The following is a 26,677-nucleotide window of genomic DNA, read 5'->3' on the forward strand; positions in this document are numbered from 1 at the left end:
CGCCCGTAACGCCCACAACGCACATAGCGCACATCGGCCTAACCTGCAGGTCAGAGGCCCTTTCCAACGGGCTCAAGGATCGCGACACACTCGACATGCTGGGTCATCGAAATAAGGTCTATCAAAAACATGTGAAAGGAAACCGCAGGTCAGCGGCCTGCATGGCGCAAATTGGACAGGCTGCCGGTATGCGTTACGTGCAGAGTGGGCGCTATGTGCAGCGCGCTGACGCTCCTTGCCTGCCTCTGACCGGGCGAAAAGGGCCCCGGCACGGGCCGTCCACTGACGCCCGCGCCTTGCGCCACTCAGCACCAAGCCACCCGGGAAGCCGGTCAGGCGCGGAGGGACACCCCGGGCTCCACGAGAGGTCCGGAGAACCATGCCGACCTGGCTGAGGGTCCTGCGCCCGCCCTCAGTACTCCCGCCGAGACAGCGCAGCAAGGGCCAGGGGCTTATCCTCCAGCACTTCCAAGGAGCCGATACCCCCTGGTCCGGCCCAGGTCAGATGCCTGGAACGCGGAGGCGAGCCTGCCACGCGCCCTGCCTCGGCGGGCTCCCGGGAGCGCCGCCATCGCAGGTATGCGTCCCGCGGGGCCCCGGTTTCGGGCATGCTGGTGAGCATGAGCAGCAGGTACGCACAGCTCCGGCCGTACACCCTGCCGGACTCGCTCGGGGAGCTGAGCGGGCCGGAGGACGGCCTCGTGGTCCTGCCCCGGCACCTGGACTGGGGCCCGCATTACGAATACGACCTGTCCGACGACGCCGACGTGCTATTGATGTACGAGCGGGTGATCCGTGAGGCGCAGACGCCGGGGGACCTGCACGCACACCTCGACATCGCTGTACTGCGTACCCACTGGCGGGCGCTATTCCTGCCCAGCCCGGCGAGAGCCGCCTGGGAGGCTCGCTTCCCTGAGCTCGCCAGCACGTCGGCGGCGGCCGCGTAGTGGAGGATCTGCATCACCGGCTGATCCGTATCGGCCTGGACGCACTCGCCGAGGATTTCGGCTACCGGCTGGCCGGCGGGTACGCCGTCCAGGCCCATCGACTGGTCAGCCGCGTCAGCGACGACGTCGACCTGTTCACCCCGATCGGGCGGGCCGAAGGCGAGCTGCCGCAGGCGATCGCCCGCCTCGTCGAGGCGTACCAGGCGGCCGGGTACGTGGTCCAGGTGACCCAGCAGGCGCAGGTATACGCCCGTCTGCACGTCACCGACCCCGCCTCCGGCGCCCAGTCCAAGGTCGAACTGGTAGGCGACCTTCTACACCATCCGCCCGTCGAGTCGGACCTCGGCCCGGTCCTCCACCTCGACGACCTGGCCGCCGCCAAGACCGGCGCCCTTTTCGGCCGGGCCGAGGTCCGGGACGCCATCGACGTCAAGGCACTCCTCGACGCCGGGTACACCCGCGCCCGGCTTCTCGACCTCGCCGCGCAGAACGAAGCCGAGCCCAACCTCGACGAGTACGTCTCAGCCCTCGCCCGTGTCGGGAACCACACCGACAGGCAGTTCGCCGCCTACGGCCTCGACTCCAAGGCTGCGCATGCCATCCGCGAGGAATTCACCGACTGGCACCGCGAACTCATCCGCCTCATGCATGCCGAAGCCAGCAGCACCAACCCGGCCCAGGCCGAGTCGCCAGTGGAACAGCCGGGGAAATCGATCAGCGGCCCGCTGCCTCCCTCACCGCCTCCCCCAGGCCCGGGGTCCGGCAGGCTGCGCTAGGTGTTCTGCCCACGGAGGTCAGGAGGTGTGACCGACGGCGGCTGGGCGCGTTGCGACGGCTACCGCAGTTCGGCGCCGCATCCCGTACGCGAATCGGTCAATCATCAGATCCCCTCCCACGCGCCCCGCCCGGGGCGTCCTCTTCCCTCTGTTGTCCGTGCGGTACGCGCAGACGGCACCGTGGTGATCACCGGCACGAGGGGAACCTAGCGAGCTAACGAGACACCGTCAGAACCCTTGCCCCAAAAGGCTGTTCGACTGGCTCGATCTCGCGAGGCCCTGCGCGACTTGTGAGATCCAGCCCCGCAGAATGGCGCGTCAGGCCTGGGGCCGGGATCGGTCCGGGTGGGGGATCTGGGTGGTCTCGAAGGTGCCGTCGGCGATCTGGCGTGCCAGTTGCGCGAGCTGGTGGTGATGGGCGCGTGCGTAGGAGCGGAACGCGGCGAATGCCTCGTCGACAGTGACCTGCCAGCGTTCCGCCAGGATGCCCTTGACCTGTTCCAGCACGATGCGGCTGGTCAGGGCGTGCTGGAGTTGGACGCGCTCGACCTCGCTGTGGGCGACGGTGCGCTGCTGCAGGATGGCGATGGTCGCCACGTCCGCCAGTGCTTGGGCGAGGGCGATGTCCTGGGCGCTGAGCGGGTCGGGGTCGGTCTGGAACAGGCCCATCACTCCGATGACCCGGCCGCGCAGCCGGAGCGGGATCGCGTTGGCGGTTACGAACCCGGTTTCGGCGGCGCGTGGGGCGAACTGTGGCCAGCCCGAGGTGATCTGGGGGTCGCTCAAGTTGATGTTGGTGCGTGGCTCGCCGCTCTTGTAGCAGTCCACGCAGGGGCCCTGGTCGTGCTGGGTGGCGAAGAGTTCCAGCAGTCGGGTGTGTTCGTCGGAGGCTGCCATGGTCTGCAGGACCTCATGCTGGTCGGCCAGCATGATGCCGACGGCGGCCACGTCCAGCAGTTCCATGCAGCGCACGGAGAGCTGCTGGAGGAAGTCGATGAGGTCGAAGTCGTCGATCAGGGAGTCTGCGACTTCCACGAAGACCTGGGTCACGTGTTGTTCTCGGGTCACGGTGATCAGTCCTTGTCTACGGCGGTCGGGGGCGTGCCGTTGCCAGTGCCGTTGTGGTCCAGGCGAAGCCGCCGATCCACCACGTCCTTGGAGATGTCGGTGATGGAACGTCCGCTGCTGTAAGCGTGCGCGCGCAGTCGTAGGAGAGCTTGGGGCAGGGGCAGGGAGAGTTGGACGCTGAGCATGCCGGTCGCCTGGTGGACCACCGCGTGCTGCAAGGCGTGCGGAGAGTCCACCGGCGCGTGGGTGCCCAGAGGTGGTTCGCCGCTGCCCAGGCAGCGGGCGGCCAGCGCGGCGGCCAGCGTGAGCGCATCGTCGGTCTGCTGGCCGGTCAGTGGACCCGGCGTTCGGCGCACTGCTGTCAGGACGCCGACGCGGATCGCGCCGATGCCCATCGGGAAGCAGAACACCGCGCGGGCGTCCAGGTCGGGGGCCTCCATGGACAGTGCCGGCCAGCGGGCGTGTCGGACCCGGGCCAGGTCTGGTACCCACACCATCGCGCCGGTACGGACCGCCTCTGGTCCCGGCCCCTCGCCGAGGGTCAGTTGCAGGTCCTCGAATCGGCGCGTGGTGAGGTCCGAGCACCACATGAGCTCGGTCAGGTTGGCTGCGGTGGCCAGGGAGACCGCGAGACCGTCCACGCCCAGGGCCTGGGCGCCGGCCAGGGTGGCGTCGTCGACGCCCTGGGACCGGTCGTCGAGTTGCAGCGTGCGCAGGACCGAGGCCATGCGGTCACTGATCATCTGCCATCACCGCTCGCCCTGCGACAGAGCCGGGCGGGCCCGCTGTGGCCGGTCCTGGTCATGAGGCCAGCAGCCTGGGGTACACCACAGCCGGGACCCATGCGCCGACTTCGGGCGCGCGGGGTAGCCGGTGGAGGAGGAAACCGGTGCCGGTCAGGGCCAAGAGCCGGATCAGCATCGGGCGCGGGTGATGCAGGCACAGCGACCCTTTGACCGTAGCGGTGCGCGCGGCGACAGCCAGGAAGACGTTGAGGCCGCTGACATCGCAGAAAGCAAGCGCGCTCAGGTCGATATCGATGGTCCGCACTCCCTCGCGCAGGCAGTCATCGACCATCGCCCGCAGCTGGGCCACGGTATCCAGATCAAGCTCACCCGCAAGGGTGATCGTCGTTTCATCGCCTCGGTCGTGCCGGTGGAGGTTCAAGCTCTGCAGAACAGGCATAGCGCCTCGGTTCTTGGGACCACATGGTGCGGCGCCGGGCGGGCCGGTCTTCTCGGCCCCGTCTTACGCGTATCTCCTGTGGTCGGATGCCCGGACAGGTCGGGCGAGCGATCGGCTTGGCGACCTGGACTCCAGGACCACCAAATCGACACGTTTCGCCTCAAAAGGACAGCGCCTGAGGTGAACCGGGGGACCCTCTGTACCCCGCAGGCACCTGCACGACAAGCGCGCTATCCACGTCAGGGACCGGGACGTCCATCGCAGCATAGCCCCCGCTCCTGCCCCGGGATATCCCGCAAGACACCAAGCGGCGTCCGCCTCTCACATCGGCAGCGTGAACAACGCAATGCGAGCGCCACTCACCTGGTCAGACTGACCGCCTGGGTTCGACAGCGGCCGGCCGCTCCTCGCACTCGGAGGATCGACGCAGGCGTGCTCCGGATAGTCGCAGGCGTCAAGCCGGGGTTCCAGTGCACGCCCGGAGGGCGGTCGAAGCGGTAGGCGGTGCCGTCAAAGCACTCCCAGAACTTGGTGTAGTCCGGGTCCGGGTAGAACTGCCTGCCCTCCTGCGGGCACGGCTCGACGACGGGTACGGAATCGTCCGCGGCGGCCGAAGCGACGCCGGGACCGGCGAGCGCCAGGGCGAGGATGGAGAGAGCATGAGAGTGATCTTCTTCATGACCCGATCAACGCAGAGACCAGAGCCGGGGTGCGGGCCCATGCCCGGGACTGGGCGTCCAGCGCCCAGACCGCCGACGGCGCGTCGACTCGTGCTCGTGTCACGCGGAACGTCGGCCAATCCGGCCTCCCCCGGCCCGTCGTCATAGGTCGAGGTCGAGGAGGGCCTTCTCGACGATTTCTGCGAGCGCCGGGTGGATCCAATACGGGGATCTGGCCAGGGTGGACGCGTCGATGCCCAGGGTCATCGCCAGGACGAGGGGCTGAATGAGGGTGGCGGCCTGGGGGCCCATGAGGTGGGCGCCGAGCAGGCGGCCGGTGCCGCGTTCGGCGAGCACCTTGCAGAAGCCGGTGGTGTCCTCCATCGCCCAGCCGTAGGCGATGTCCGCGTACCGGGCCTCGCCCACGAGCGGGTCCAGGCCCCGGTCGCGGCAGTCCTGCTCGGTGGCGCCGATCGAGGCGATCTGGGGGCGGGTGAAGACGGCCGCGGGCACCAGGTCGTGGTCGGCGCGATCAGGTCGTCGGGGTGGCGGAGGTTGTGGGCGATGACCTGCGCCTCGCGGTTGGCCACGTGCTTGAGCGGTACCGGTGTGCAGATGTCGCCGAGTGCGAAGACGCCTTCCGCGGTGGTGCGTTGGTACGCGTCGACGACGATGCGATCGTCGTCGTGGGTGGCGACGCCCGCGGCGTCGAGGTTCAGCCGGTCGCTGTTGGGCACGCGGCCCGTGGCGACCAGCAGCATGTCCGCCTCGACCGTCGAAGCGTCGTCGAGGGTCAGCCGCAGGGCTCCCGGACGGCCCCCGACGGCGGTGACCTCCCGGCCGAGTCTGAGGTCGTAGCGGGAACGGGCCAGCTCCGTGAACCGTTCGGCGACCGTCTCGTCCTGGGGGCCGAGCAGCCGGTCCTCCTTCTCCACGATGGCCACGGAGCTGCCGGCCGCCGCGAACACCTCCGCGAGCTCGGCCGCGATGTAGCCGCCGCCGAGGACGGCCAACCGGCGGGGCGCCGTGTCGATCCGCACGGTGTCGGACGTCTCGTACGGCAGTCCCGACTCCGCGACGGGCGGGGGCACCGAGGGGCGGCCGCCGGTGGCGATGACGATCTGCCGGGCGCTGATGTCGACGGCACCGCCCGCGAGGTCGATCCGCAGCTCCCGCGGGCCCGCGAAACGCGCCCTTCCCTCGTACACGGTGACGAAGTCGGACTCCTGACGGCCCCGGCGGCCCTCCTCACGGTCGGCGTCCAGGCGCCCGAACACCCGGTCCCGCATCGCCCGCCAGCGCACGCCGAGTAGCTGCGCGTCCACGTCGTACGTGCCGGATTCGCTGACCGTCCGGGCCACGTGCGCGGTGTAGGCAAGCATCTTGCTCGGGATGCAGCCCGCGTTGAGACAGGTTCCGCCGAACCACCTCTCTTCGACGATGGCCACGTCGAGGTCGGCGAACGAATCGTCGATGACGGAGTTGCCGGATCCCGCACCGATGACGACAAGATCGTGCTGACGCATCGCGCCAGGCTACGAGGCCGGGTCCGGCCGGGGGCGTCGGGCGCGCCACCCAACCGGCACGTGTCTGTTTTGGAGACTCGCGTGGTGAAACCGGCTTCGGAGTTGCCCCCCCCCGTCCGAGAACGAGCACGTCGCGCTCTGCATACCGGCCCATTTCCACCAGATTTGAGCTGGCTCGATGCTCCGCACACCTCTCTATTTCGGTCACGCGTGGGGCGGATGACCTTCAGAGCCGGGGCCACTTCTAGCGGGTCGGCCAGCCCGGTTCCGACGTCGCGGCTGGCCTGGCTCTTCAGCTGCATGATCTACGCTCCCGCCAGGGAGGGGACTATGAACAAGTTGCCGGCGTTGTTGAAACGGACCTGGGTTGACTGGGTGGTGTGCCTCTGCATGACCGTGACCGCTGCCAGCTGTAAGAGCCCCTTCTTGGTGGTCTCCTTCGCCGTGGTCGCGCTCGCGGCGGCCCTTTGCGGTGTCCGCAAGATCTGGCAGATGGCGAGGCCGGATCGGAGCCGTAGCGCTCTGTAACTACGCCAGGGGGTCTCGACAAGATCACCAACAGCATCCAGAAGTTGAGCCAGAACCGAAACTCGTGAACAAAGCCACGAGGGAGACCGGAAGCGCTTCAAGTGCTTCATCGAAGACCGCGGCTCCGCTACCTGAGAATGGCGAGGACAGGTCTGACCCGGCTCTTGGAGCCCCCGCAGGGCGCTCCCGACGAGGCATGGGTCTGGCGGCCGTCGCGCAGGACGCCTCTCGGCGCCCCCGGCCGAAGCATTGAGCCGAGCTCCCGCGGGTAGGACACCACCATGGACATGCCCGCGACCGGAGGCCGCAGCCTGCGGGAGCGGCTCGGCTCGACGCTGTTCAGCCGGGTGGCCGGACCGTCGGGCCCTGCCAACCGCGCCCGGATCCACAGCACGCCCGGACCTCGCTGGTTCGGTCCCGAGCGGCCCATCCGTACGGTGCACGGCGATGCCTCGATGTTCGTCGGGGGCCTGAGCGCACTCCTGCTCCAGTCCCTGCACCCGCTCGCCATGGCCGCCGTCACGGCGCACTCCGGGTTCCGTGGCGACCCGTGGGGCAGGCTGCAACGCACCAGCACTTTCCTGGCCGTCACCACCTACGGCACCGCACAGGACGCGCAGGACGCCGTCGACCGGGTTCGGGCCGTCCACGAACGGATACAAGGCGTCACCGCGGCGGGCGAGCCGTACCGCGCGGCCGATCCCCACCTGCTGCGCTGGGTGCACGCGGCCGAGGTCGACAGCTTCCTGCGGGCGCACCAGCGCTTCGGCTCGCACCCATTGGACGCGGCGGGCTGCGACGCCTACGTCACGGACACCGCGCTGGTGGCAACGGCCCTCGGTGTGGTGGACCCGCCCCGTGACCGGAGCGCGCTGACAGCCCTGCTGACGGAGTACCGGCCGGAGCTGCGGGCCACGCCCGAGGCCCTCGACGCGGCCCGCTTCATCCTCCGGCACCCGCCGCTGCCCTGGCCCGCACGCGCCCCGTATGCGCTGCTGGCCGCGAACGCGATCGACCTGCTGCCACCATGGGCTCCCGCCCTTCTCGGCCTGCGCCCCGCGACGGGCCCGAGGGGGATCTGCGTACGCCTGTCCGGGCAAGCCCTGACGCGCACGATCCGGTGGGCGATGGCCCCGCCGCCCCGGCCGCTGCGCTGAGCTGGTTCCCGGGCGTCCGCCCATAGATCGGACTCATCCGACGGGCAGGGCGTGGCCGGCCAGGACCAGGAGTACGGCGTCGGCTCCGGCCAGGGCCAGGATGATCAGGAAGGGCGCCCGGCCGCGTGCGACGGAGGGCGGTGCGGCCAGTGCGGCCAGGCACAGGGCCAGTGTCACGCCCAGCAGCAGCCGGCCGGCGAGGGGCGCCGGGCCCGGCGGAGCGAGGGTCACCACCGCGCAAGAGGCGAAGGCGAGGCCGGCGGCCAGCGCGATGGATGCGCGTCGCCCCAGTCTCTGCGGGAGTCCCAGCACACCGCCCGCGATGTCCTCGTCGATGTCGGGCAGGGTGTTGGCGAAGTGGGCACTGGTCCCCAGCAGGGCCGCCGCGGCGGTGAGCCACAGCGGGGGCCATCCGGCTGACGGCGAGGCCAGGGTCAGGAAGGCGGGGAGCAGTCCGAAGGCGACGGTGTACGGCAGCCAGGAGGCGAGGGTGTGCTTCAGCCACCAGTTGTAGGACCATGCCGCGGCGACGCAGCCGAGGTGGACCCAGCCGGCCCGGGCGCCGCAGGCCAGCGACAGCGGAACGCAGGCGAGCAGGGCCGTGCACGAGGCCGCGGCCACCACTCCCGGCCGTACCTCCCCTGTGGCGAGCGGCTTGTCGTGGCGGCCGGCCGCTACGTCGCGCCGCATGTCCAGCCGGTCGTTGCTCCAGCCGATCGAAAGCTGGCCCGCGGCGACCGCGGCCGCCGCTGTGGCCGCGGCCGCCGGTCCGAGCCCGACGGCGGCGGCCAGCAGGGCCGCGAGGAGGGTGACGGCGGCAGCGGGCACGGGGTGACTGGCCTTCAGAAGCCCCAGGAAGCCCACATGCGCGGGTCGCCGGGCCGTCGTCAACCCTGCGGGCGCGGTGGGCGCGGTGGTTCCTTCGTCGGTGGTGGCGGGCACCGCACCACGCTATGGGTCCGGCGCGCCCGTGGCGGCCGTGTTCAGCGTGCCGCCGCTCCGCTGTCCCTATGTTGGACCAATGACACGGGTCCTCGCGGTGAGCACGGCGTTCCCGCCACATCGCTACACGCAGCAGGAGATCACCGACGTCCTCGCTTCCTGTCTGCCGTCCGGGGCCGACGGCGCGCTCCTGCGACGGCTGCACGGGGCGGCCCAGGTGGAGACGCGTCACCTCGTCCTCCCCCTGGACCGGTACCGGGAGCTCGGCGACTTCGGCAACACCAACCGCCTCTTCGTCGAACTCGCCGTCGCCCTGGGTGCCGAAGCGGTCGAGCGGGCACTCGAGGAGGCTGGGGTGCGGGCCGAGGAGATCGACCTGGTCGTCTCGACGACCGTAACCGGCATCGCGGCGCCTTCCCTGGAGGCCCGGCTGGCCGCGCAGGTCGGCCTGCGGCCCGACGTCAAGCGGGTACCGATGTTCGGACTCGGCTGCTCCGCCGGTGCGGCGGGGCTGGCCCGGGTCCACGACCTCCTCACAGGCCGGCCGGGCTCCACGGCGCTCCTTCTGTCCACCGAACTGTGCTCACTCACCTTGCAGCCAGCGGACACCTCGATGGCGAATCTGGTGGCGGGAAGCCTGTTCGGGGACGGGGCCGCCGCGCTGGTGGCGGTCGGTGACGACCACACCTCCGCTACAGCGCAAACGGCCGGCTCGTCCGGACCGGTGGTCGCGTCCACGCGCAGCCGCCTGTACCCGGGGACCGGGCACCTGCTGGGCTGGGACGTCGGCGACTGGGGCTTCCGCATGGTTCTCGGCCGGGAGGTCCCCGAGCTCGTCCGCCTGCACGTGGCGGAGGAGATCGAGTCCTTCCTCGCCGCACACGACCTCAAGCCGCGGGACGTCACGGCCTGGATCTGCCATCCCGGCGGCCCGAAGATCCTGGACGCGCTCGCCGACGAGCTCGGCCTGCCGGACTGCGCCCTGGCCCCCTCCCGCCGAGCGCTGGCCGCCACGGGAAACCTGTCCTCCGCCTCGGTGCTGCAGATCCTGCGCGACACCCGCGCCGCGGCGCCGCCGCCGGGGTCGACAGGCCTGATGATCGCCTTCGGTCCGGGCTTCTCCTCCGAACTCGTCCTGCTGGCCTGGTGATCGCGCCATGACGCCGTACACCGTGCTGATCCTGCTCGTGGTCGCCGAACGGTTCGCGGAACTCTCCGTGGCGCGCCGCAACGGCGCCTGGAGCCGGGCCCGGGGCGGCCTCGAATACGGAGCCGGGCACTACCCGGCGATGGTCGCCCTGCACACGGCCCTACTGCTCGGCTGCCTCGTGGAGCCCTGGGCGGCCGACCGCCCCTTCCTGCCCCTGCTCGGCTGGCCCGCACTGGTCCTCGTACTGGCTTCCCAGGGGCTGCGGTGGTGGTGCATCAGCGCCCTCGGCCCCCGCTGGAACACCCGCGTACTGATCGTCCCCGGCCTTCCGCTGATCACCCGCGGCCCCTACCGGTACCTGCGTCACCCCAATTACGTGGCGGTCGCCGTCGAGGGCATGGCCCTTCCCCTGGTGCACACCGCCTGGGTGACCGCCCTGGGCTTCACAGTCCTCAACGCCGCCCTGCTGACCGTACGCATCCGCTGCGAGGACGACGCGCTGGCTCCCGCACGCCCGCTCCCCGTCCCGGGCGCGGCCCCGTGATCGACCTCCTCGTCGTCGGCGGCGGCCCGGCGGGCCTGGCCACCGCGATCCACGGAGCGCTCGCCGGGTTCGACGTCGTGGTCGCCGAACCGCGCCCCGCGCCCGTTGACAAGGCCTGCGGAGAGGGTCTGATGCCCGGCGCGGTGCGCGCCTTGGACGCCCTGGGCGTGGAGGTGTCGGGCTGGCCCCTGCGCGGGATCCGCTACGTGGACGCCGCCGGCGAACGGCGCGCCGAAGCCGCGTTCCGGGCGGGCCACGGCCTCGGGGCGCGCCGCACCCTGCTCCACCAGGCGCTCGCCGCCCGCGCCGTCCAGCTCGGCATCCCCGTCCTCCCCCGCCGCATTCGCAACGTGAGCCAGCACGACGACTACGTCACGGCGGACGGGATGGCCGCCCGCTACCTCGTGGCAGCGGACGGACTGCACTCACCGACCCGGCGAGCACTCGGCCTGGGCGAACGGCCGACCGCCGGGCGGCAGCCACCGCGGTACGGACTGCGGCGCCACTACTCCGTCGAGCCGTGGAGCGACCTGGTGGAGGTGCACTGGTCCGCCGACTGCGAGGCCTACGTCACTCCGCTGGGCCCGCGCCAGGTCGGCATCGCCGTCCTGACCTGCGAACGGCTCCCGTACGACTTCCAGCTGGCCCGATTCCCGCTGTTGGTGTCCCGGCTCGGTACCGCAGGCCGGACGGCGGTCCGGGGCGCGGGTCCGCTCCGCCAGCAGGCCCGCTGCCGGGTGGCCGGGCGGGTGCTGTTCGTGGGCGACGCCGCCGGGTACGTCGACGCGCTGACGGGCGAGGGCCTCGCCCTCGCCCTGACGGCCGCCGCCGAACTGGTGCGCTGCCTGCGCGAAGGTCGGCCGCAGGCCTACGAACGCGCGTGGCGCCGGCTGTCCCGCAACTACCGGCTGCTGACGAAGTCCCTGCTGTGGGCCCGGAACCAGCCCCGGCTGGCGCCTCTGATCACCCCCGCTGCGGCCCGTTTTCCCGTCCTGTTCCAGCACGCCGTGAACCTGCTGGCGTGACTGGGGTCAGCCATCGGTGATGGCGGCGCGGTGGGGCGCCCCGGTCGTACTGTCGGTCACTCGGTCGTGGACGTACGCGACGCGCTGATCGCGAACATCGAGGCGCCGCCGCGTACACGCACCATCCCGTGGGGGCGGGAGCCGATCACCGCCACGTCAGGCATGACCGGCCCTGTCGTGATCCTGTTCCACGACTCTGGCCAGACGGGTCAGCATGCCCCGGTGCCGGAGGTGGATCAATGCTTCGGTCGCGGGATTGTGGAGGGTGCCTCCCAGACCGCGCAGGGGGTGCTCGTCGCAAATGACGAGGGTTTCCTCGCCCCACGGCCGCAGCTGAAGGAAGATCCTCGCGGTGCGGAGAACCTGATGCCGGATGGCCATACGCGCTCTACCCGTGGTACTGAAATTCTCCCACCCGCTCACCGGGCGGTCACATCTGGCCGCACACCGCCGTGCGCCGCTCAAGCACTGCCGGTCCGACGCCGATGTGCGGGGTAGTCACCCGCTGGACCGAACGGATCACGAGGAGCCGCCGTGACGAGGATGGACCCGTTCACCGATGTGCTCGACGGCCCCATGTACGTGGTCACGGCCGCGGCCGGGGGCGTGCGGGCGGGCTGCCTGGTGGGGTTCGCCTCGCAGTGCTCGATCCACCCGCCACGGTTCGTCGTCTGGCTGTCTACCGCCAACCACACCTACCGGGTCGCCTGCGAGGCCTCGTATGTCACCGTGCACGCACTGCTCCGTGAGCAGCGGGCGCTCGCGGAGCTCTTCGGCGGCGAGACGGGCGACCGGGTGGACAAGTTCGCGCGGGCCGCCTGGCGACAGGGAGAGGCCGGAAGTCCAGTCCTGACGGAGGTCCGCACCTGGTTCACCGGCCGCGTCGAGGGGCGGATCGAGGGTGGCGACCACGTGGGCTTCCTGCTGGCCCCCGCCAGCCAGTGCAAGCCCAGCCGGGGCACCCCGCCCGCGCTGCTCCGCTACAGCGATGTCCGGGACCTGGAGCCCGGGCATCCGGCTTGACGCCCGTCCACGCAGCGTGCAGCGCGAGTCCGCGGGGGACGACGGCCCGAGGGGGTCACACGGCAGGAAACCCGACCCGGCGAAGAGGACGGACACTATGACGCGCAGTCGCGCCGATGCCCGGATCAGATATCCCCGGCACGAGAGGCGTGGGGAGGCCCGGCTGCCTGCCGTGATCGCGACCGTCGTGGCGATCGGGCTCTACCAGGTCCTGCCGCAGCAGCTTCTGCTCGGACCCCGCTATGTGCTGCTCGCCCTGGAACTGCTGCTCCTTGTGCCGTTGATCGCGATCAATCCCAGACGGCTCACGCGCCAGACCAGGCTCTCCCGTGCCCTGTCCCTGACCCTCGTCCTGGTCATCGCGGCAAGCAATCTGGTCTCCCTGGGGATCCTGATCCACGCCCTGGTCTCGACCGGGGTGAAGGAGGGGGCTCCCTCTTGACGGCCGCGTTCCAGGTGTGGCTGACCAACATCATCGTCTTCGGCCTGGCCTACTGGGAACTGGACCGGGGCGGCCCCGTCAGCCGAACCCAAGCTCCGCGCGCCGACTTGCCGTTGGCGGACTTCCGGTTCTCCCAGGACGAGAACGACGACGCCGTCCAGGAGGTCGCGGACGGCTCCAGCGTCAAGTCCGACTGGGTGCCCACCTTGATGGACTACCTGTATGTGTCCGTCACCAATTCAACCGCCTTCAGCCCGACCGACACCATGCCGCTGTCCACCCGCGCCAAGCTCATGATGAGCGTGCAGAGCGTCGCCGCTCTGATGACCTCACTCCTCGTCATCGCCCGCGCGGTGAGCATCCTGCACTAGGCATGTCCCGAGTTCTGCGGGCCGTAACGGGCCGGGCAGGTCACCGCAGCGGCAAGGGGGTGCGCAGTGTGGTGCGCCCCTGGTCCCAGGCGTCGCGGATGTGGGCGGCCAGGCGGTCTTCCAGCAGGACGGTCGCCGCGCAGCCGAAGGCGATGTCGGGTTCCAGGGCGGGTTCGTCGGCAAGGAGGCCGCCGATGACCTCGTGGCGTACGACCTGTTCGTGGACGGCGTCGGCTTCGACGTGTTCGGTGTAGAAGTGTTCGGCGGCCGGTCCCGCTTCGCAGCGTCGCATTGCTTTGGCGAGGCGGCGGGAGCCGGGTGAGGAAGTGACCTCCACGCAGGCGAAGTGCCCGACGAGGGCGCCGCGCAGGGCCCGGTGCAAGCCGAAGAGGGACATCAGGTTGACAGTCGCGAGAAGTGGCGCGGGGGCCTGGTCAAGGTAGCGGCCGTACGTCGGGTCCAGGCCGAGGTCGGTCATGAGGTCGGCGAAGAGCCGGGCGTGGATGCGGTCGGGGTGGCCGGCGCCGAACTCGTCGTACTCGATGGCCACCATCGCGGCCTTGGCCCGGCCGGTCAGCCGCGGGATGACCCAGACGTGCGGGTCGGCCTCCTTGAGGTGATAGAGGGAGCGCAGCGCCGCGTACTCGCGCAACTGCCACAGTTCGCCTTCGGTTTCGAGGTGATGGCTGACGCTTTCGGTCAGGTCAACGGGTTCGACGAGGGGCGGGGCGAAGGCCTCCTCGACGGAGCGGGGGGCGTCGCGGAGCTCGGTGCGCAGTGCGTGGAGGAACCGGGTTTCCAGGGCTTGGCGCAGGCGCAGGAGGTCCGGGTCCCATTCGCGTTCGTCTTTGACGCCTTCGAAGCCCCGGTAGTGCAGCTCGTAGAGGAGGTAGAGGGCGAGCTGGAGGTCTTCGCCCCAGGGATCGGCCTTCAGGACCGACCCGGTCGCGTACTCCGGTGGCAGGCCGGTGCGCAGGGCGTCCCTGACGGCCTCCGACAGCTCGCCCCGCCCCTGGACGAGGGCGGGGCCGACGGTGGCTGTGCTGCTGCCGGTAGGGGTCATGGGGAGTTCCTGTCATCGGGGGATGCATCGGCTCGCTCGCGGGGGCGGTGGCTGGTGTCGCACCAGGGATACGTGCGGCTGCGCAGGCAGGTGCACACCGCGACCATGAACCGGTCGGACCGGGCGACTGTCCCGTCGTCCAGGACGATCTCCACCGGGCCTTCGACCAGGACCGGGCCGTGCGGATCCGTGGCTACGCGGCGTGCCGGGCCGCAGCGAGCGCGGGCGGCGCTTTCAGAGGTGCTGGGCACGGATGATCACCAGCTCTTCCCATTCCTCGCCGTCGTCCGCCAGTCCTTGGTCCTCCAGCCAGGCCCGCCTGGAGCGCAGGATCGGCCCCCACGGTACGGAGGCCCGCGCCGTCACCTGCGCGGACAGCCCGGCTCGTTCCAGGTGGTCCACTGTGGTGTCCGCTCCGCACATCTGCGAGTGCACCATCAGCAGGACGCCGCCGGGGCGCAGCAGGGCCGGTGCACTCGTACAGATCCGGTCGATGAGGTCGCGTCCTTCGGGGCCTGCGTCCCAGGCCCGCTCCGCACCGCGTGACGGCAGCAGGGCGCGGGGGGAGGTCGATCGGGGGATTCCCCGAACCACGCTGACACGAAACGTCACCAGCCGCACCATTTGAGTCACCGTGCGTGATGAGTGGGTCGCGGCCCCGGCCCGTCGTGTCGGCAGGCGCACGCTCCTCCGCGGCGTGAGGATGAGGCCGCACAGCCCCTTCACCCCGACCGGCAGGAGCCTGTCATGCTCGAGCGCACGCTTCGCAAGGACACCACCGAGGTCACCTTCATCCTTCCCGCCGACACCCCACCAGGGCCGGTCAGCGTGGTCGGGGACTTCAACGAGTGGCAGCCTGGCGCTCACACCCTCACGCCGCGCAAGGACGGCAAGAGGGCGGTCACCGTGACACTGCCGGCCAAGACCACGCACTCCTTCCGCTATCTGGCAGCCGGCGACTACTGGTTCAACGACGAGAGCGCAGGCGACCGGGAGGGCCCCAACAGCCGCCTCCACACCTGAGGCCGCAGCCGACCCCCGCCTGCCAGCGTCGCCCCAGTCCCAGTCCTGACAGGCGGGCGCGAGCTGCCGCGCGGCGGGAGAGGCGGACCTCCTCGGTGTCGAGGGAAGCGCCCTCGCTTCATACCAGTCCTTCGCCTGCCCGCGCAGGACTGTGGCGAGCTGAGCCTGGATGGCCCGCTCCCGAGCCGAGTCAACTGCCGCTTGCCACCGGACCTTCCGGTCCCCCTTGGCCCGCTCCTCGTCGATCCGGCGTTGGGCGGCCTCCCCCGCGCGGACCTCCACCTCCCGCAGGATCACGCCGAGAATGTCCTCCAGCCTCCACCGCTTCCGGTCGGCCCACTTGCCCTGACGGCCCGAACGGCTACGGGGAAGCTCGATCGTCAGGCTCTGCGCCCGCTCCGGATCTACGGACTGCGGAGACTCCTGCTTGATCGTCACCGTGTACGTGAAGTCGCCGACGCCCAGGTCCACCTCGCCCTGACGCCGGGAGTTGCGGGAGGGGATGTACGCACCACGGGACGAATAGGGCCGATTCCGGTAGTGCTCCGCCACCGGGTTCTCCCGCACCGCGTGGCCGCGCTTCACCGCTTCCGCGCACAGAGCCTGGAGCAGGCGCAGAGCCCTGCTCCGAACGGCGACGGGCACGGCGAGCCGGAACGGGTCTGTCTTGAGAGCAGCCACCACCGGGTGCAGGGTGCATAGTTGGGCGGGCACAGGGATGGTCGGCGCCTTTGCCGGCCTATCGGCCGCCGCCCTGGCGTGCCGCACCCGGGCCGCAGGCCGTTCCGCGTGCGGCAGAGGAGTCCTCTTGTCGGCCTCCTGGAGCACCGCGGCGTACCGCGGATCCTCCGGATGGCGATCGTGCTCCAGGTAGAACTTCCCGGCCTCGGTGACCTCGGTCAGCACCGCCCCGCCGCGGCGTACGACGACCAGCAGGCCTCGGTCTCGCAACGCGTACGCGGACAGCCGTTCAGCCGACGCCACGCCAGGCTTCTCGCCGACACCCAGCCGCCGAAGGAGCTCTCGCTGACGGTCGTTCAACGGGGACCAGCGGTGCATGCACCCACCTCACGCTCTCACCAGAAGCGGCGCTCCACTACAGAGCGTGTGCGCGGGAAAGGCTCGGCCAGCGCCCGGACAGAGTCGACATCCGGCCTGCCACCGCACGCAGAAAGCCGCCTCCCGAGCAGGTGCGTAGCCCGGCCCGAGGGGCGGCGTTTCATTGCCGACACACCGTCAGAAATCACTGACGCACCGTCAAAAATCAAGCCCGACGAGCGTCAAATGAGCGTCACGAGCGTCAGATCAGCGTCAAGATATCGCCCGTAACGCCCACAACGCACATAATGCGCATCGACAAACCTGCAGGTCAGGAGCTCTTAGCGACCGGTTCAAGGATCGCGACGCACTCCACGTGGTGCGTCATCGGGAAGAGGTCGAAGGCGCGCAGGGTGCGGACCTTGTAGCCCGCCTCCTTGAAGTAGCCCAGGTCGCGGGCGAGGGCCGCCGGGTCGCAGGCCACGTAGGCGATGCGGCGCGGGGTGAGGCCGGCCACCTGGCGGACCGTCTGCTTGCCCGCGCCCGCGCGGGGCGGGTCCAGGACGACCAGGTCGCACTCGGTGATGCCGGTCTTCGGGAGGATCTGCTCGACCTTGCCCTGCTCGATGCGGACGCGGGGGAAGTCCGTGAGGTTGTGGCGGGCGTCCTCGACCGCGCGCTTCGTCGACTCGATGCCGAGGACGGCGCCCGTTTCGCCGAGGCGCTCCGCCAGGGCGCCCGCGAAGATGCCGACGCCGCAGTAGAGGTCGAGGGCCATCTCGCCCTTGCGCGGCATCAGGCCCTGCATGACGGCCTTGATCAGGGTGTCGGCCGCCTGCGGGTGGACCTGCCAGAAGCCGCCCATGCCGACGCGGTACGTACGGCCGTCCGCGCGCTCGCGCACGAAGGGGCGGCCGTGGACGCGGTGGACCCCGCCGTCCTTCTCCTCGACGCGCAGGACCGAGACCGGCTTGTCGAGCTCGACGAGGGGGAGACGGCCGCCGGGGCGGGGGGTCAGGACGACCTGGCGGTCACCCGAGCCCGTGGCGGCGATGGCCTCGACGGTGGCCATCTGGGGCCAGTCCTGCTGCTCGATGCCGAGCTCGCTGACACCGGGCGCCGCGATCATGCAGTGGTCGATCGGCTCGATGTCGTGCGAGCGGTGCTTGCGCAGGCCGACGACGCCGTCCTCGTCGATGGCGTACTGCACGCGGGTGCGCCACTGCGGGACCTGCCCGGCGGGCACCTTGTCGCCCTCGGCCGGCATGACCGTACCGTCCCAGCCGGCCTGCTCCGGGGTGAGCCCGGCGAGCCGCAGCAGCTGTTCGGCGATGACCTCGCCCTTGAGCCGGCGCTGGGCGCCCGGCTTGGCGTGCTGCCAGTCGCAGCCGCCGCACTTGCCGGGGCCGGCGTACGGGCAGGGGGCCGGGGCGCGGTCCTTGGAGGGGTCGAGGACGGTGATGGCGTCGGCGCGCAGGAAGCGGGAGTCGACGTCGCCCTCGGTGACCTTGGCGATGACCTTCTCGCCCGGCAGCGTGTGCCGGACGAACAGGACACGGCCCTCGGCGGTCCGGGCGATGCAGTGCCCGCCGTGCGCGACGGGGCCGACCTCGACCTCGTACTCCTCCCCGACCAGTGACTGCTTCTCGTTCTGCTCGCTCGTCATGGTGGGGAGACTCCAAGGAGATGTGGATCAGAAGATCGGATCGGATCAAAAGGAACGGCCGGACGGCCGACCCACCAGTTTACGTGGATCTCGTCCGGCCGTTCACCACGCCGATGGGCGGGCTCGGGGGCTACTTCCCCGCCGGGTCCTTGGGGCGCGCACGCGGGGTGTCGACCGGCCCGCGGCGCACCGCGCCCGGGGCGCTCCACTCCGCGCGCTTCTTCGCCCGCTTCTTCGCCAGCTCCGAGGACTCGAGCTGGTAGGGCACCGAGGTGACCATCACGCCGGGGGTGAAGAGCAGCCGGCCCTTGAGGCGCAGCGCGCTCTGGTTGTGCAGCAGGTGCTCGTACCAGCGTCCGACCACGTACTCGGGGATGAAGACGCTGACGGCGTCGCGCGGGTTCTCGCTGCGCAGGCCCTTCACGTACTCGACGACCGGGCGGGTGATCTCTCGGTACGGGGAGTCGAGGATCTTGAGCGGGACGTTGATGCCGCGCCGCTCCCACTCCTCGCGCAGGGCCTTGGTCTCGACCGGGTCGACGCTGATGCTGAGCGCCTCCAGCCGGTCCGAGCGGGTCAGCTTGGCGAAGGCCAGGGCGCGCAGGGTGGGCTTGTGGACCTTGGAGACCAGGACGATGGAGTGGACCCGCGAGGGGCGCACGCTGTCGTCGCTCGGGCCCTCGGCGGCGGCGATCTCCTCGGCGACCCGGTCGTAGTGCTTGCGGATCGCGGACATCGTTCCGTAGAAGATCACCATGCCGAGCAGGGCGACCCAGGCACCGTGGGTGAATTTGGTGGCCAGGACGACGACCAGCACCATGCCGGTGAAGAAGGCGCCGAAGGTGTTGATCGCCCGGGACCGGTGCATGCGGCGGCGGGCGGCCGGATCGCGCTCGGCGCGCAGGTGGCGGTTCCAGTGCCGGACCATGCCGATCTGGCTCAGCGTGAAGGAGACGAAGACGCCGACGATGTAGAGCTGGATCAGCTTCGTCGAGTCGGCGTCGTAGATCCACACCAGCAGCATCGCGGCGCCCGCGAGGAGCACGATGCCGTTGGAGAAGGCGAGGCGGTCGCCGCGGGTGTGCAGCTGGCGCGGCAGGTAGCGGTCCTGGGCGAGGATCGAGCCGAGCAGCGGGAAGCCGTTGTACGCGGTGTTCGCGGCGAGGAACAGGACCAGTGCGGTGGCCGCGGCGAGCACGATGAAGAGGAAGCTGCCGTTGCCGAAGACGGCCTCGGCGACCTGGGAGATGACCGGGTGCTGGACGAAGCCGGAACCGACCGGGGTGCCGTTCTCCAGCAGGTCGACGGCGGGGTTCTCGGCCATCTTGACGTCGGTCGCCATGGCCAGGCCGATGATCCCGCAGAACATGGTGACGGCCAGCAGGCCCATGAGGGCGAGGGTGGTGGCCGCGTTCTTGCTCTTGGGCTTGCGGAAGGCGGGTACACCGTTGCTGATGGCCTCGACGCCGGTGAGGGCGGCGCAGCCGGAGGAGAAGGCCCGCAGCAGCAGGAAGACCAGGGCGAACCCGGCCAGTCCCTGGTGTTCGGGTTTGATCTCCAGCCCGGCCGTGGGGGCCTCCATGGTGTCGCCCATGACGATGCCGCGCCACGCGCCCCAGGCGATCATGACGAAAACGGCGCCCACGAAAACATAGGTCGGGATCGCGAAGAGCTTCCCGGATTCCTTCATGCCCCGCAGATTCATCAGCGTGAGCAGCAGAATCATGATCATCGCGGAGAGCACTTTGTGCTCGATGACGAAATCGACGGCGGAGCCGAGATTCTCGACGCCGGAGGAGATCGACACGGCGACCGTGAGGACGTAGTCGACGAGCAGGGCGCTCGCGACGGTGAGACCGGCCTTGGGCCCGAGGTTGGTGTTGGCGACCTCGTAGTCACCGCCGCCGCTGGGGTAGGCGTGGACGTTCTGCCGGTAGGAGGCGACCACGGTGAACATCAGCACGACGACCGCGACGGCGATCCAGGGGCTGAAGTGGTACGCCGACACGCCTGCGATCGACAGGACCAGCAGAACCTCGCCGGGGGCATATGCCACCGAGGAGAGCGGGTCGGACGCGAACACGGGGAGGGCGATCCGCTTGGGAAGGAGGGTTTCCCCGAGGCGGTCGCTGCGGAGCGCCCGGCCGATCAGGATCCGTTTGGGCACGTCGGTCAGTTTGGACACGCAGAGGATCGTAAGCGTTCGAAATCAGCCTGACGAACCCCCCACCCCTATACGGCGGGAAGTCCCTGCGCATCCAGGGCAAAGGAGCCCCGCCTCCGCCGCAAATGGTCACACTGGTGACCGCCCGTGTGTAGCTTGGGCCATGGTCTGAGACCCTGTTAAGCCAGAGCAGCAATGAGGCTGGAACCCAGCGAGCCGCTGACAGCCGGAAGGACGGCCGTGCACATCGTCATTATGGGCTGCGGAAGAGTGGGCTCCGCTCTCGCGCAGACCCTGGAACAGCAGGGGCATACGGTCGCGGTCATCGACCAGGACCCCACCGCATTCCGGCGGCTGGGAGCCGGATTCGGCGGCCGTCGCGTCACCGGGGTCGGCTTCGACCAGGACACGCTGCGCGAGGCCGGCATCGAGGAGGCAGGCGCCTTCGCCGCGGTGAGCAGTGGTGACAATTCCAACATCATCGCCGCCCGGGTGGCCCGTGAGATGTTCGGCGTCGAGAACGTCGCCGCCCGCATCTACGACCCCAAGCGCGCCGAGGTCTACCAGCGCCTGGGCATCCCCACCGTCGCCACCGTGCGCTGGACGGCCGACCAGATGCTCCGCCGGCTGCTGCCCTCGGGCGCCGAGCCGCTGTGGCGCGACCCGAGCGGCGGTGTCCAGCTCGCGGAGGTGCACACCTCCACCGCCTGGATCGGCCAGAAGGTCAGCCGGCTGCAGGAGGAGACTGGCGTCCGCGTCGCCTTCCTGACCCGGCTGGGCGAGGCCATGCTGCCGACATCGGCGACCGTCCTCCAGGAGGGCGACCTCGTCCACGTGATGATGCGCACGGACGAGATCGACAAGGTGGAGGCGTCCTTCGCCGAGGGGCCTGAGGAGGCACACGCATGAGGGTCGCGATCGCCGGAGCCGGCGCGGTGGGCCGTTCCATCGCGGGCGAGCTCCTGGAGAACGGCCACGAGGTGCTCCTCGTGGACAAGGCCCCGACCGCCATCTCGGTGGAGCGGGTGCCGCAGGCCGAATGGCTGCTGGCCGACGCCTGCGAGATCACCTCGCTCGACGAGGCGGCGCTCCAGCGCTGCAACGTGGTCATCGCCGCGACCGGAGACGACAAGGTCAACCTGGTCGTCTCCCTCCTCGCCAAGACCGAGTACGGGGTGCCCCGGGTCGTGGCGCGGGTGAACAACCCGAAGAACGAGTGGCTCTTCAACGAGTCCTGGGGCGTCGACGTCGCCGTCTCCACGCCGCGCCTGATGTCGGCGCTGGTCGAGGAAGCCGTCAGCGTCGGCGACCTGGTCCGGCTGCTGCGCTTCAGCCACGGCGACGCGAACCTCGTGGAGCTGACCCTGCCCGCCGACTCCCAGGTCGCGGGCAAGCAGATCAGCGAGATCACCTGGCCGGAGGACACCTCGCTGGTCACGATCATCCGAGGCAACCGGGTGCTCACGCCGCACGGCGAGGAGACACTGGAGCCGGGCGACGAGCTCCTCTTCGTGGCCGCCCAGGCCCGCGAGGAGCAGCTGGAGGACCTCCTCCAGGCCGCGGACTGACCTGCGGTCCCGCTGAACGTCCGAAGGGGCGGCTGACCACCATGGTCAGCCGCCCCTTCGCACGTCGTGCCTACGAGGCTGCGCGACGGGAGCCGTCCGGCCGGCGGGTGCCATCCGGCGCCGACCGCAATCCAGCCCCGCCGGCGTTTGAGGCGCGGGGTCCGGGGCGGAGCCCCGGGGGCCCGGGCGCAGCCCGCTCCCGCCCTGCGCAGCAAGCACCAGCACGCAGCGGCGTACGGCTCAGGCTCCCCGGCCCCCCGCGGCCTTCGCCGCCTTCGCGGCCTTTTCCGCCGCCTCCTCCGCCTCCCACTCCGCGATCACGTTGATCGGCGGCGGGGCCTGCGCAAGGAAGAGCCAGGTGAAGTACACCGCCAGCACCATCGGCGGCAGCTTCAGCGCGATCAGCACCCAGCCGAGCTGGGTCGCGTCGCCCCACCAGTACAGCGGGAAGAGGATCGCGTACTTCGCGAGGAAGATCAGGCCCCACGCCAGGCTGGCCTTGACGTACGCCTTCTTGCGACCGGGGTTGCGCGTGCGCCAGGACAGGTTCTCCTTGAAGACCGGTCCCAGGATCACGCCCAGCAGCGGGAAGCCCACCAGCGCGGAGAGCGTGAAGGCCACGCCCAGGCCGGCGCCGTAGATCATGCCGGGCAGGTAGAAGCCCTTCGCGCTGCCCGTGAACAGGGCGAAGGCCACGCCCACGCCCACGCCGAAGACCCCGCTGAAGGCGTGCTTGACGGTGTCCTTGCGCAGCAGCCGCACGATCACCAGCAGGACCGCGACCGCGCCCGCCGCGATGGCGGACAGCTTCACGTCCTTGTTGATCGTGTAGATCATGACGAAGAGCAGGCCGGGGAGCATCGTCTCCACGGTGCCCCGGATGCCGCCGAAGGCGTCGAAGAGGGCCGCTTGCGTGACGGCCTTCTGGTCCTCGGTCGGTTCCGCGGCGGGATCCGTCCCGGGCGTGGTCGGTTTGTCGAGTGACGTCACCGTCAGTGCTCCTGTCCGAGCGGTCGGAGTTCGTACTTCGGGTTGAAGAGCACCCGACGGCCGTGGCTCATCGAGATCCGCCCGGAGGCGATCATGCGACGGCCGGGTTCGATTCCCACGATCGAGCGACGTCCGAGCCAGACGACGTCCAGCGCGGCCGAGCCGTCGAACAGCTCCGCCTCCAGGGCGGGGACGCCCGCGCGCGGCCGCAGGGTGACGGTCCGCAGGGTCCCGGTCACCTTCACTATCTGACGGTCGTGGCAGTCGCAGATCCGCGTGCACCCCGCGGCTTCTGCGTCCTCCTGCAGCTCCGCCGAATGCAGCTCCTCCTGCGAGGTGGACAGCCGCTCTATCATCCGGCGGAACCGGCCCGCCGGCCTGGCGGGCTTCGCCGGCTTCGCGGGCTTCTCGGGACGCGGTTCAGCACTCATACAGGAAGCGTACCGGCGCCCCCACTACCTCTCGAAGCGGTATCCCATGCCAGGTTCGGTGATGAAGTGGATCGGGTGCGAGGGGTCGGCCTCCAGCTTGCGCCGCAGCTGCGCCATGTAGACCCGCAGGTAGTTGGTCTCGGTCCCGTAGGAGGGCCCCCAGACCTCCTGGAGGAGCTGCTTCTGGCTGACCAGCTTTCCGCCGTTGCGCACCAGCACCTCCAGCAGGTGCCACTCGGTGGGCGTGAGGCGTACGTCGCGTCCGGCGCGCACCGCCTTCTTCGCCGCGAGGTCCACCGTGAAGGTCCCGGTCTCGACGACGACCTCGTCCTCGCCCGCCCCGGCGCCCGGCTCCGCCCTCCGGACGGCGGCGCGCAGCCTGGCGAGCAGTTCGTCCATGCCGAAGGGCTTGGTGACGTAGTCGTCGGCGCCCGCGTCCAGGGCCTCGACCTTCTCGTCGGAGCTGTGCCGGGCGGAGAGGACCAGGATCGGGACCCGGGTCCAGCCGCGCAGCCCCTTGATCACCTCGACCCCGTCCATGTCGGGCAGGCCGAGGTCGAGGACGACCACGTCGGGGTGGCGGGCGGCCGCCAGTTCCAGGGCGCTCGCCCCGTCGGCGGCCGCGTCGACCTCGTACTTGCGTGCCTTCAGGTTGATCACGAGGGCTCGGACGATCTGAGGTTCGTCGTCCACCACGAGCACCCGGGTCATTGAGGTCCTGCCTTCTGTCGTATCGAATCGCGTTTCGGATCGCGTACCGGATCGGGATCGGGGTCAAGATCCACCGCGTGCCCCCCGGGCGCGCTGCGCCCCTCGCCGTCCACGCTCACGGGGGCCTGCTGCCGCCCGCCGGGCACCGCCCGCAGCGTGAGCACCATCGTGAGACCGCCGCCGGGGGTGTCCTCGGCCTCCAGCGTGCCGTTCATGGCCTCGGCGAAGCCGCGCGCGACGGCCAGTCCGAGGCCGACCCCGGCGCCGCGCGGCGCGTCGCCGTGGCGCTGGAAGGGGGCGAAGATCCGGTCCTTGGCCTCGTCGGGCACGCCGGGCCCGCGGTCCACGACCCGTACCTCGACCCGGTCGCCGAGGAAACTGGCCGCCACCAGCACCTGCTCGTCCAGCGGGCTGTACTTGACCGCGTTCTCCACGACGTTGGCCACGGTCCGCTCCAGCAGCCCGGGATCGACGGCCACCATGGGCAGGGTCTCCGGGACGTCGAGCAGCACGCTGCCCTCGGGTACGCCGCCCAGCGCCATCGGGACCACCTCGTCGAGGTCGATCTCGCGGATCAGCGGGGTGACGGTGCCGGTCTGGAGCCGCGACATGTCGAGCAGGTTGCCCACGAGGTGGTCGAGCCGGTCGGCGCCGTCCTCGATGCCCTCCAGGAGCTCGGCGCGGTCCTCCTCGGACCATTCCACGTCCTCGGAGCGCAGGGAGCTCACGGAGGCCTTGATGGAGGCCAGGGGCGTACGGAGGTCATGGCTGACGGCGGCCAGCAGCGCGGTCCGGATCCGGTTGCCCTCGGCCATCCGGCGGGCCTCCTCCGCCTCCCCGACCAGCCGCTGCCGGTCGAGCACGACGGCGGCCTGGGCGGCGAAGGCGCCGAGCACGCGGCGGTCCTCGGCGGGCAGGACCCGCCCGGACAGGGCCAGCGCCATGTGGTCGCCGATCGGCATGTCCACGTCGGCGTCCTCCGGGCGGGCCACCGGGCTCGGGCCGACGCTGCCGGCCGGCCGCCAGGGCTCGACGTCGCTCTCGCGCTCCAGCAGTGCCACCGATTCCATCGCGAAGGTCTCGCGCACCCGCTCCAGCAGGGCGTCCAGGGTGGTCTCGCCGCGCAGCACGCTGCCGGCGAGGAAGGAGAGGATCTCGGACTCGGCGCGCAGCCGGGCGGCCTGGTGGGTGCGGCGGGCGGCGGCGTCGACGACGGAGGCCACGGAGCCGGCGACGCCGAAGAAGACCACGATGGCGACGATGTTCTTGGGGTCGGAGACGGTGAAGCGGTGGATGGGCGGGGCGAAGTAGTAGTTCAGCAGCAGGGAGCCGACGGCGGCGGAGGCCAGCGCCGGCCAGAGCCCGCCGAGCAGGGCCGCGGCCACGGTCAGCGCCAGGAACAGCAGCATCTCGTTGGCGAGGCCGGGGTCGGTGTCGACGTGCGTCAGCAGGGTCGCCAGCGCCAGCGGCAGGGCCACCCCGACCACCCAGCCGGCCACCAGCCGGGTCCGGCCGAGCCGGGCCGCCGAGCGGGCCACGGGGCGCAGGCCGCGGCCCTTGGCGACCTCCTCGTGCGTGACGATGTGGACGTCGAGGTCGGGCCCCGAGTCGCGGGCGACGGTGGCGCCGACGCCGGGGCCGAAGACGTAGCGCCAGGAGCGGTGGCGGCTGGAGCCGAGCACGATCTGGGTGGCGTTGACCCCGCGGGCGAATTCGAGGAGCGCCTCGGGGACGTTGTCGCCGATCACATGGTGAAACGTTCCGCCGAGGTCCTCGACCAGGGTCCGCTGGACCGCGAGCTCCTTGGGCGAGGCCGCGGTCAGCCCGTCGCTGCGGGCGATGTAGACGGCCAGGATCTCGCTGCCGGAGCCCTTGGCCGCCACCCTGGAGGCGCGCCGGATGAGGGTGCGCCCCTCGGGTCCCCCGGTGAGGCCCACGACGATCCGCTCGCGCGCCTGCCAGGTGGAGCGGATGTTGTGCTCGCCCCGGTACTGCTGGAGGTACTCGTCGGCCCGGTCGGCGACCCAGAGCAGGGCGAGCTCGCGCAGCGCGGTCAGGTTGCCGGGGCGGAAGTAGTTGGACAGGGCCGCGTCGACCTTGTCGGACTTGTAGATGTTGCCGTGCGCCATGCGGCGGCGCAGGGCTTGCGGGGACATGTCGACCAGCTCGATCTGGTCGGCCCGGCGCACCACCTCGTCGGGGACGGTCTCCCGCTGCCGCACGCCGGTGATCGACTCCACCACGTCGCCCAGGGACTCCAGGTGCTGGATGTTGACCGTGGAGATCACGTCGATCCCGGCCCGCAGCAGCTCCTCCACGTCCTGCCAGCGCTTGGCGTTGCGCGAGCCCGGCACGTTGGTGTGGGCCAGTTCGTCCACCAGGGCTATGGCGGGCTTGCGGGCCAGCAGGGAGTCCACGTCCATCTCCGTGAAGGCGGCGCCCCGGTACACGAGCTCCTTGCGCTCCACCTGCTCCAGGCCGTGCAGCATGACCTCGGTGCGCGGCCGCCCGTGGTGCTCGACGAAGCCCACGACGCAGTCGGTGCCGCGCTCCACCCGCCGGTGGCCCTCCGAGAGCATGGCGTACGTCTTGCCCACACCGGGGGCCGAGCCGAGATAGATCCTGAGCTTGCCGCGTCCCATGCGGCCATTCTCCGGGACGCCGGCCCCGTTCACGCGCC

26 protein-coding genes and 1 pseudogene are annotated in these 26,677 nt (G+C 70.6%); 12 read left to right on the forward strand and 15 right to left on the reverse strand.

Annotated elements, in window-relative coordinates; translation table 11 throughout:
- Positions 1-620 precede the first annotated feature (620 nt).
- Both OG435_RS43265 and OG435_RS43270 read left to right on the forward strand, forming a co-directional pair.
- Positions 621-947, forward strand: a complete 327-nt coding sequence (locus OG435_RS43265) for a hypothetical protein (protein WP_266886067.1) — start codon at positions 621-623, stop codon at positions 945-947.
- Positions 947-1,723 (forward strand): nucleotidyl transferase AbiEii/AbiGii toxin family protein, encoded by a 777-nt coding sequence (locus OG435_RS43270; protein WP_266886069.1) that lies wholly within the window; start codon positions 947-949, stop codon positions 1,721-1,723. Before OG435_RS43265 ends, OG435_RS43270 begins: the two co-directional genes overlap by 1 nt.
- A gap of 318 nt (positions 1,724-2,041) precedes the next feature.
- On the opposite strand, the gene OG435_RS43275 is transcribed toward OG435_RS43270, so the two are convergent.
- The 5 genes and pseudogenes from OG435_RS43275 to OG435_RS43295 form a co-directional block, all read right to left on the reverse strand.
- Positions 2,042-2,791 (reverse strand): GAF and ANTAR domain-containing protein, encoded by a 750-nt coding sequence (locus OG435_RS43275; protein ID WP_266886070.1) that lies wholly within the window; start codon positions 2,789-2,791, stop codon positions 2,042-2,044.
- A gap of 5 nt (positions 2,792-2,796) precedes the next feature.
- Entirely contained in the window at positions 2,797-3,534 is a 738-nt protein-coding gene (locus tag OG435_RS43280; protein WP_266886072.1) for an ANTAR domain-containing protein, read from the reverse strand.
- Positions 3,535-3,592: 58 nt separating this feature from the next.
- A complete protein-coding gene (locus OG435_RS43285) occupies positions 3,593-3,976 on the reverse strand; it encodes an STAS domain-containing protein (protein WP_266886074.1) in 384 nt (127 codons plus the stop codon).
- 821 nt (positions 3,977-4,797) lie between these two features.
- Positions 4,798-5,148 carry a hypothetical protein gene (locus OG435_RS43290; RefSeq protein WP_266886076.1) on the reverse strand — a complete coding sequence of 117 codons (351 nt, stop codon included), beginning with the start codon at positions 5,146-5,148 and terminating at the stop codon, positions 4,798-4,800.
- Between the two features lie 122 nt (positions 5,149-5,270).
- A pseudogene (locus tag OG435_RS43295) lies at positions 5,271-6,161 on the reverse strand (FAD-dependent oxidoreductase); the annotation flags it as partial.
- A gap of 809 nt (positions 6,162-6,970) precedes the next feature.
- Between OG435_RS43295 and OG435_RS43300 the strand changes: the two are divergent.
- Positions 6,971-7,846 carry an oxygenase MpaB family protein gene (locus tag OG435_RS43300; RefSeq protein ID WP_266886078.1) on the forward strand — a complete coding sequence of 292 codons (876 nt, stop codon included), beginning with the start codon at positions 6,971-6,973 and terminating at the stop codon, positions 7,844-7,846.
- 33 nt (positions 7,847-7,879) lie between these two features.
- Here OG435_RS43300 and OG435_RS43305 read toward each other — a convergent pair whose 3' ends face one another.
- Positions 7,880-8,788: a UbiA family prenyltransferase gene (locus tag OG435_RS43305; protein WP_266886080.1), complete on the reverse strand. Its 909-nt coding sequence runs from the start codon at positions 8,786-8,788 to the stop codon at positions 7,880-7,882.
- A gap of 79 nt (positions 8,789-8,867) precedes the next feature.
- Here OG435_RS43305 and OG435_RS43310 point away from each other — a divergent pair, with 79 nt between their 5' ends.
- The 6 genes from OG435_RS43310 (at position 8,868) to OG435_RS43340 (ending at position 13,343) form a co-directional block, all read left to right on the forward strand.
- The gene (locus OG435_RS43310) at positions 8,868-9,938 is read left to right on the forward strand and encodes a type III polyketide synthase (protein WP_266886082.1); all 1,071 of its coding nucleotides are present in this window, start codon (positions 8,868-8,870) and stop codon (positions 9,936-9,938) included.
- A 7-nt stretch (positions 9,939-9,945) separates the two neighbouring features.
- Positions 9,946-10,482 carry an isoprenylcysteine carboxyl methyltransferase family protein gene (locus OG435_RS43315; RefSeq protein ID WP_266886084.1) on the forward strand — a complete coding sequence of 179 codons (537 nt, stop codon included), beginning with the start codon at positions 9,946-9,948 and terminating at the stop codon, positions 10,480-10,482.
- Positions 10,479-11,507, forward strand: coding sequence for an NAD(P)/FAD-dependent oxidoreductase (locus OG435_RS43320; RefSeq protein WP_266886086.1), 1,029 nt, complete (start codon positions 10,479-10,481; stop codon positions 11,505-11,507). The genes OG435_RS43315 and OG435_RS43320 overlap by 4 nt, the downstream gene beginning before the upstream one ends.
- A 534-nt stretch (positions 11,508-12,041) precedes the next feature.
- Positions 12,042-12,530 carry a flavin reductase family protein gene (locus OG435_RS43330; protein WP_266886088.1) on the forward strand — a complete coding sequence of 163 codons (489 nt, stop codon included), beginning with the start codon at positions 12,042-12,044 and terminating at the stop codon, positions 12,528-12,530.
- Between the two features lie 97 nt (positions 12,531-12,627).
- On the forward strand, positions 12,628-12,972 hold the full coding sequence (locus OG435_RS43335; RefSeq protein WP_266886090.1) for a hypothetical protein: 345 nt from the start codon (positions 12,628-12,630) through the stop codon (positions 12,970-12,972).
- Positions 12,969-13,343: a hypothetical protein gene (locus tag OG435_RS43340; RefSeq protein WP_266886092.1), complete on the forward strand. Its 375-nt coding sequence runs from the start codon at positions 12,969-12,971 to the stop codon at positions 13,341-13,343. Before OG435_RS43335 ends, OG435_RS43340 begins: the two co-directional genes overlap by 4 nt.
- A 40-nt stretch (positions 13,344-13,383) precedes the next feature.
- Here OG435_RS43340 and OG435_RS43345 read toward each other — a convergent pair whose 3' ends face one another.
- The 3 genes from OG435_RS43345 to OG435_RS43355 are packed head-to-tail and all read right to left on the reverse strand — an operon-like array spanning position 13,384 to position 15,000.
- Entirely contained in the window at positions 13,384-14,406 is a 1,023-nt protein-coding gene (locus OG435_RS43345; RefSeq protein ID WP_266886094.1) for an iron-containing redox enzyme family protein, read from the reverse strand.
- On the reverse strand, positions 14,403-14,657 hold the full coding sequence (locus tag OG435_RS43350) for a CDGSH iron-sulfur domain-containing protein (protein ID WP_266886096.1): 255 nt from the start codon (positions 14,655-14,657) through the stop codon (positions 14,403-14,405). Before OG435_RS43350 ends, OG435_RS43345 begins: the two co-directional genes overlap by 4 nt.
- Positions 14,641-15,000 carry a hypothetical protein gene (locus OG435_RS43355; protein ID WP_323188017.1) on the reverse strand — a complete coding sequence of 120 codons (360 nt, stop codon included), beginning with the start codon at positions 14,998-15,000 and terminating at the stop codon, positions 14,641-14,643. Before OG435_RS43355 ends, OG435_RS43350 begins: the two co-directional genes overlap by 17 nt.
- A 153-nt stretch (positions 15,001-15,153) precedes the next feature.
- Here OG435_RS43355 and OG435_RS43360 point away from each other — a divergent pair, with 153 nt between their 5' ends.
- Complete coding sequence (locus tag OG435_RS43360; RefSeq protein ID WP_266886098.1) at positions 15,154-15,429, forward strand: isoamylase early set domain-containing protein; 276 nt, start codon at positions 15,154-15,156, stop codon at positions 15,427-15,429.
- Positions 15,430-16,798: 1,369 nt separating this feature from the next.
- Here the strand turns inward: OG435_RS43360 and OG435_RS43365 are convergent.
- The gene (locus OG435_RS43365) at positions 16,799-18,133 is read right to left on the reverse strand and encodes a class I SAM-dependent RNA methyltransferase (RefSeq protein WP_266886126.1); all 1,335 of its coding nucleotides are present in this window, start codon (positions 18,131-18,133) and stop codon (positions 16,799-16,801) included.
- Between the two features lie 130 nt (positions 18,134-18,263).
- The gene (locus tag OG435_RS43370) at positions 18,264-20,318 is read right to left on the reverse strand and encodes an APC family permease (RefSeq protein WP_266886128.1); all 2,055 of its coding nucleotides are present in this window, start codon (positions 20,316-20,318) and stop codon (positions 18,264-18,266) included.
- A 219-nt stretch (positions 20,319-20,537) separates the two neighbouring features.
- On the opposite strand from OG435_RS43370, the gene OG435_RS43375 reads away from it, so the two are divergent.
- Positions 20,538-21,206: a potassium channel family protein gene (locus tag OG435_RS43375; RefSeq protein ID WP_266886130.1), complete on the forward strand. Its 669-nt coding sequence runs from the start codon at positions 20,538-20,540 to the stop codon at positions 21,204-21,206.
- Positions 21,203-21,865 (forward strand): potassium channel family protein, encoded by a 663-nt coding sequence (locus tag OG435_RS43380; RefSeq protein WP_214953432.1) that lies wholly within the window; start codon positions 21,203-21,205, stop codon positions 21,863-21,865. The genes OG435_RS43375 and OG435_RS43380 overlap by 4 nt, the downstream gene beginning before the upstream one ends.
- 240 nt (positions 21,866-22,105) lie before the next feature.
- Here the strand turns inward: OG435_RS43380 and OG435_RS43385 are convergent, their stop codons facing one another.
- The 4 genes from OG435_RS43385 to OG435_RS43400 are packed head-to-tail and all read right to left on the reverse strand — an operon-like array spanning position 22,106 to position 26,639.
- Positions 22,106-22,855 (reverse strand): DUF3159 domain-containing protein, encoded by a 750-nt coding sequence (locus OG435_RS43385; RefSeq protein ID WP_266886134.1) that lies wholly within the window; start codon positions 22,853-22,855, stop codon positions 22,106-22,108.
- Between the two features lie 2 nt (positions 22,856-22,857).
- Entirely contained in the window at positions 22,858-23,286 is a 429-nt protein-coding gene (locus tag OG435_RS43390; protein ID WP_112451269.1) for an OB-fold nucleic acid binding domain-containing protein, read from the reverse strand.
- Positions 23,287-23,310: 24 nt separating this feature from the next.
- A complete protein-coding gene (locus OG435_RS43395; RefSeq protein WP_266886137.1) occupies positions 23,311-23,997 on the reverse strand; it encodes a response regulator in 687 nt (228 codons plus the stop codon).
- The gene (locus OG435_RS43400) at positions 23,994-26,639 is read right to left on the reverse strand and encodes a sensor histidine kinase (RefSeq protein ID WP_266886139.1); all 2,646 of its coding nucleotides are present in this window, start codon (positions 26,637-26,639) and stop codon (positions 23,994-23,996) included. Before OG435_RS43400 ends, OG435_RS43395 begins: the two co-directional genes overlap by 4 nt.
- Positions 26,640-26,677: the final 38 nt, after the last annotated feature.

The organism is Streptomyces sp. NBC_01264, assembly GCF_026340675.1.
Classification (GTDB): domain Bacteria; phylum Actinomycetota; class Actinomycetes; order Streptomycetales; family Streptomycetaceae; genus Streptomyces.

Bases quoted from the DNA above. Each gene is read 5' to 3' on its own strand.
- OG435_RS43395 (WP_266886137.1), bottom strand. From the start codon at position 23,997: ATGACCCGGGTGCTCGTGGTGGACGACGAACCTCAGATCGTCCGAGCC.
- OG435_RS43365 (WP_266886126.1), bottom strand. From the start codon at position 18,133: ATGACGAGCGAGCAGAACGAGAAGCAGTCACTGGTCGGGGAGGAGTAC.
- OG435_RS43280 (WP_266886072.1), bottom strand. From the start codon at position 3,534: ATGATCAGTGACCGCATGGCCTCGGTCCTGCGCACGCTGCAACTCGAC.
- OG435_RS43345 (WP_266886094.1), bottom strand. From the start codon at position 14,406: ATGACCCCTACCGGCAGCAGCACAGCCACCGTCGGCCCCGCCCTCGTC.
- OG435_RS43380 (WP_214953432.1), top strand. From the start codon at position 21,203: ATGAGGGTCGCGATCGCCGGAGCCGGCGCGGTGGGCCGTTCCATCGCG.
- OG435_RS43285 (WP_266886074.1), bottom strand. From the start codon at position 3,976: ATGCCTGTTCTGCAGAGCTTGAACCTCCACCGGCACGACCGAGGCGAT.
- OG435_RS43300 (WP_266886078.1), top strand. From the start codon at position 6,971: ATGGACATGCCCGCGACCGGAGGCCGCAGCCTGCGGGAGCGGCTCGGC.
- OG435_RS43400 (WP_266886139.1), bottom strand. From the start codon at position 26,639: ATGGGACGCGGCAAGCTCAGGATCTATCTCGGCTCGGCCCCCGGTGTG.
- OG435_RS43390 (WP_112451269.1), bottom strand. From the start codon at position 23,286: ATGAGTGCTGAACCGCGTCCCGAGAAGCCCGCGAAGCCGGCGAAGCCC.
- OG435_RS43315 (WP_266886084.1), top strand. From the start codon at position 9,946: ATGACGCCGTACACCGTGCTGATCCTGCTCGTGGTCGCCGAACGGTTC.
- OG435_RS43335 (WP_266886090.1), top strand. From the start codon at position 12,628: ATGACGCGCAGTCGCGCCGATGCCCGGATCAGATATCCCCGGCACGAG.
- OG435_RS43310 (WP_266886082.1), top strand. From the start codon at position 8,868: ATGACACGGGTCCTCGCGGTGAGCACGGCGTTCCCGCCACATCGCTAC.
- OG435_RS43265 (WP_266886067.1), top strand. From the start codon at position 621: ATGAGCAGCAGGTACGCACAGCTCCGGCCGTACACCCTGCCGGACTCG.
- OG435_RS43360 (WP_266886098.1), top strand. From the start codon at position 15,154: ATGCTCGAGCGCACGCTTCGCAAGGACACCACCGAGGTCACCTTCATC.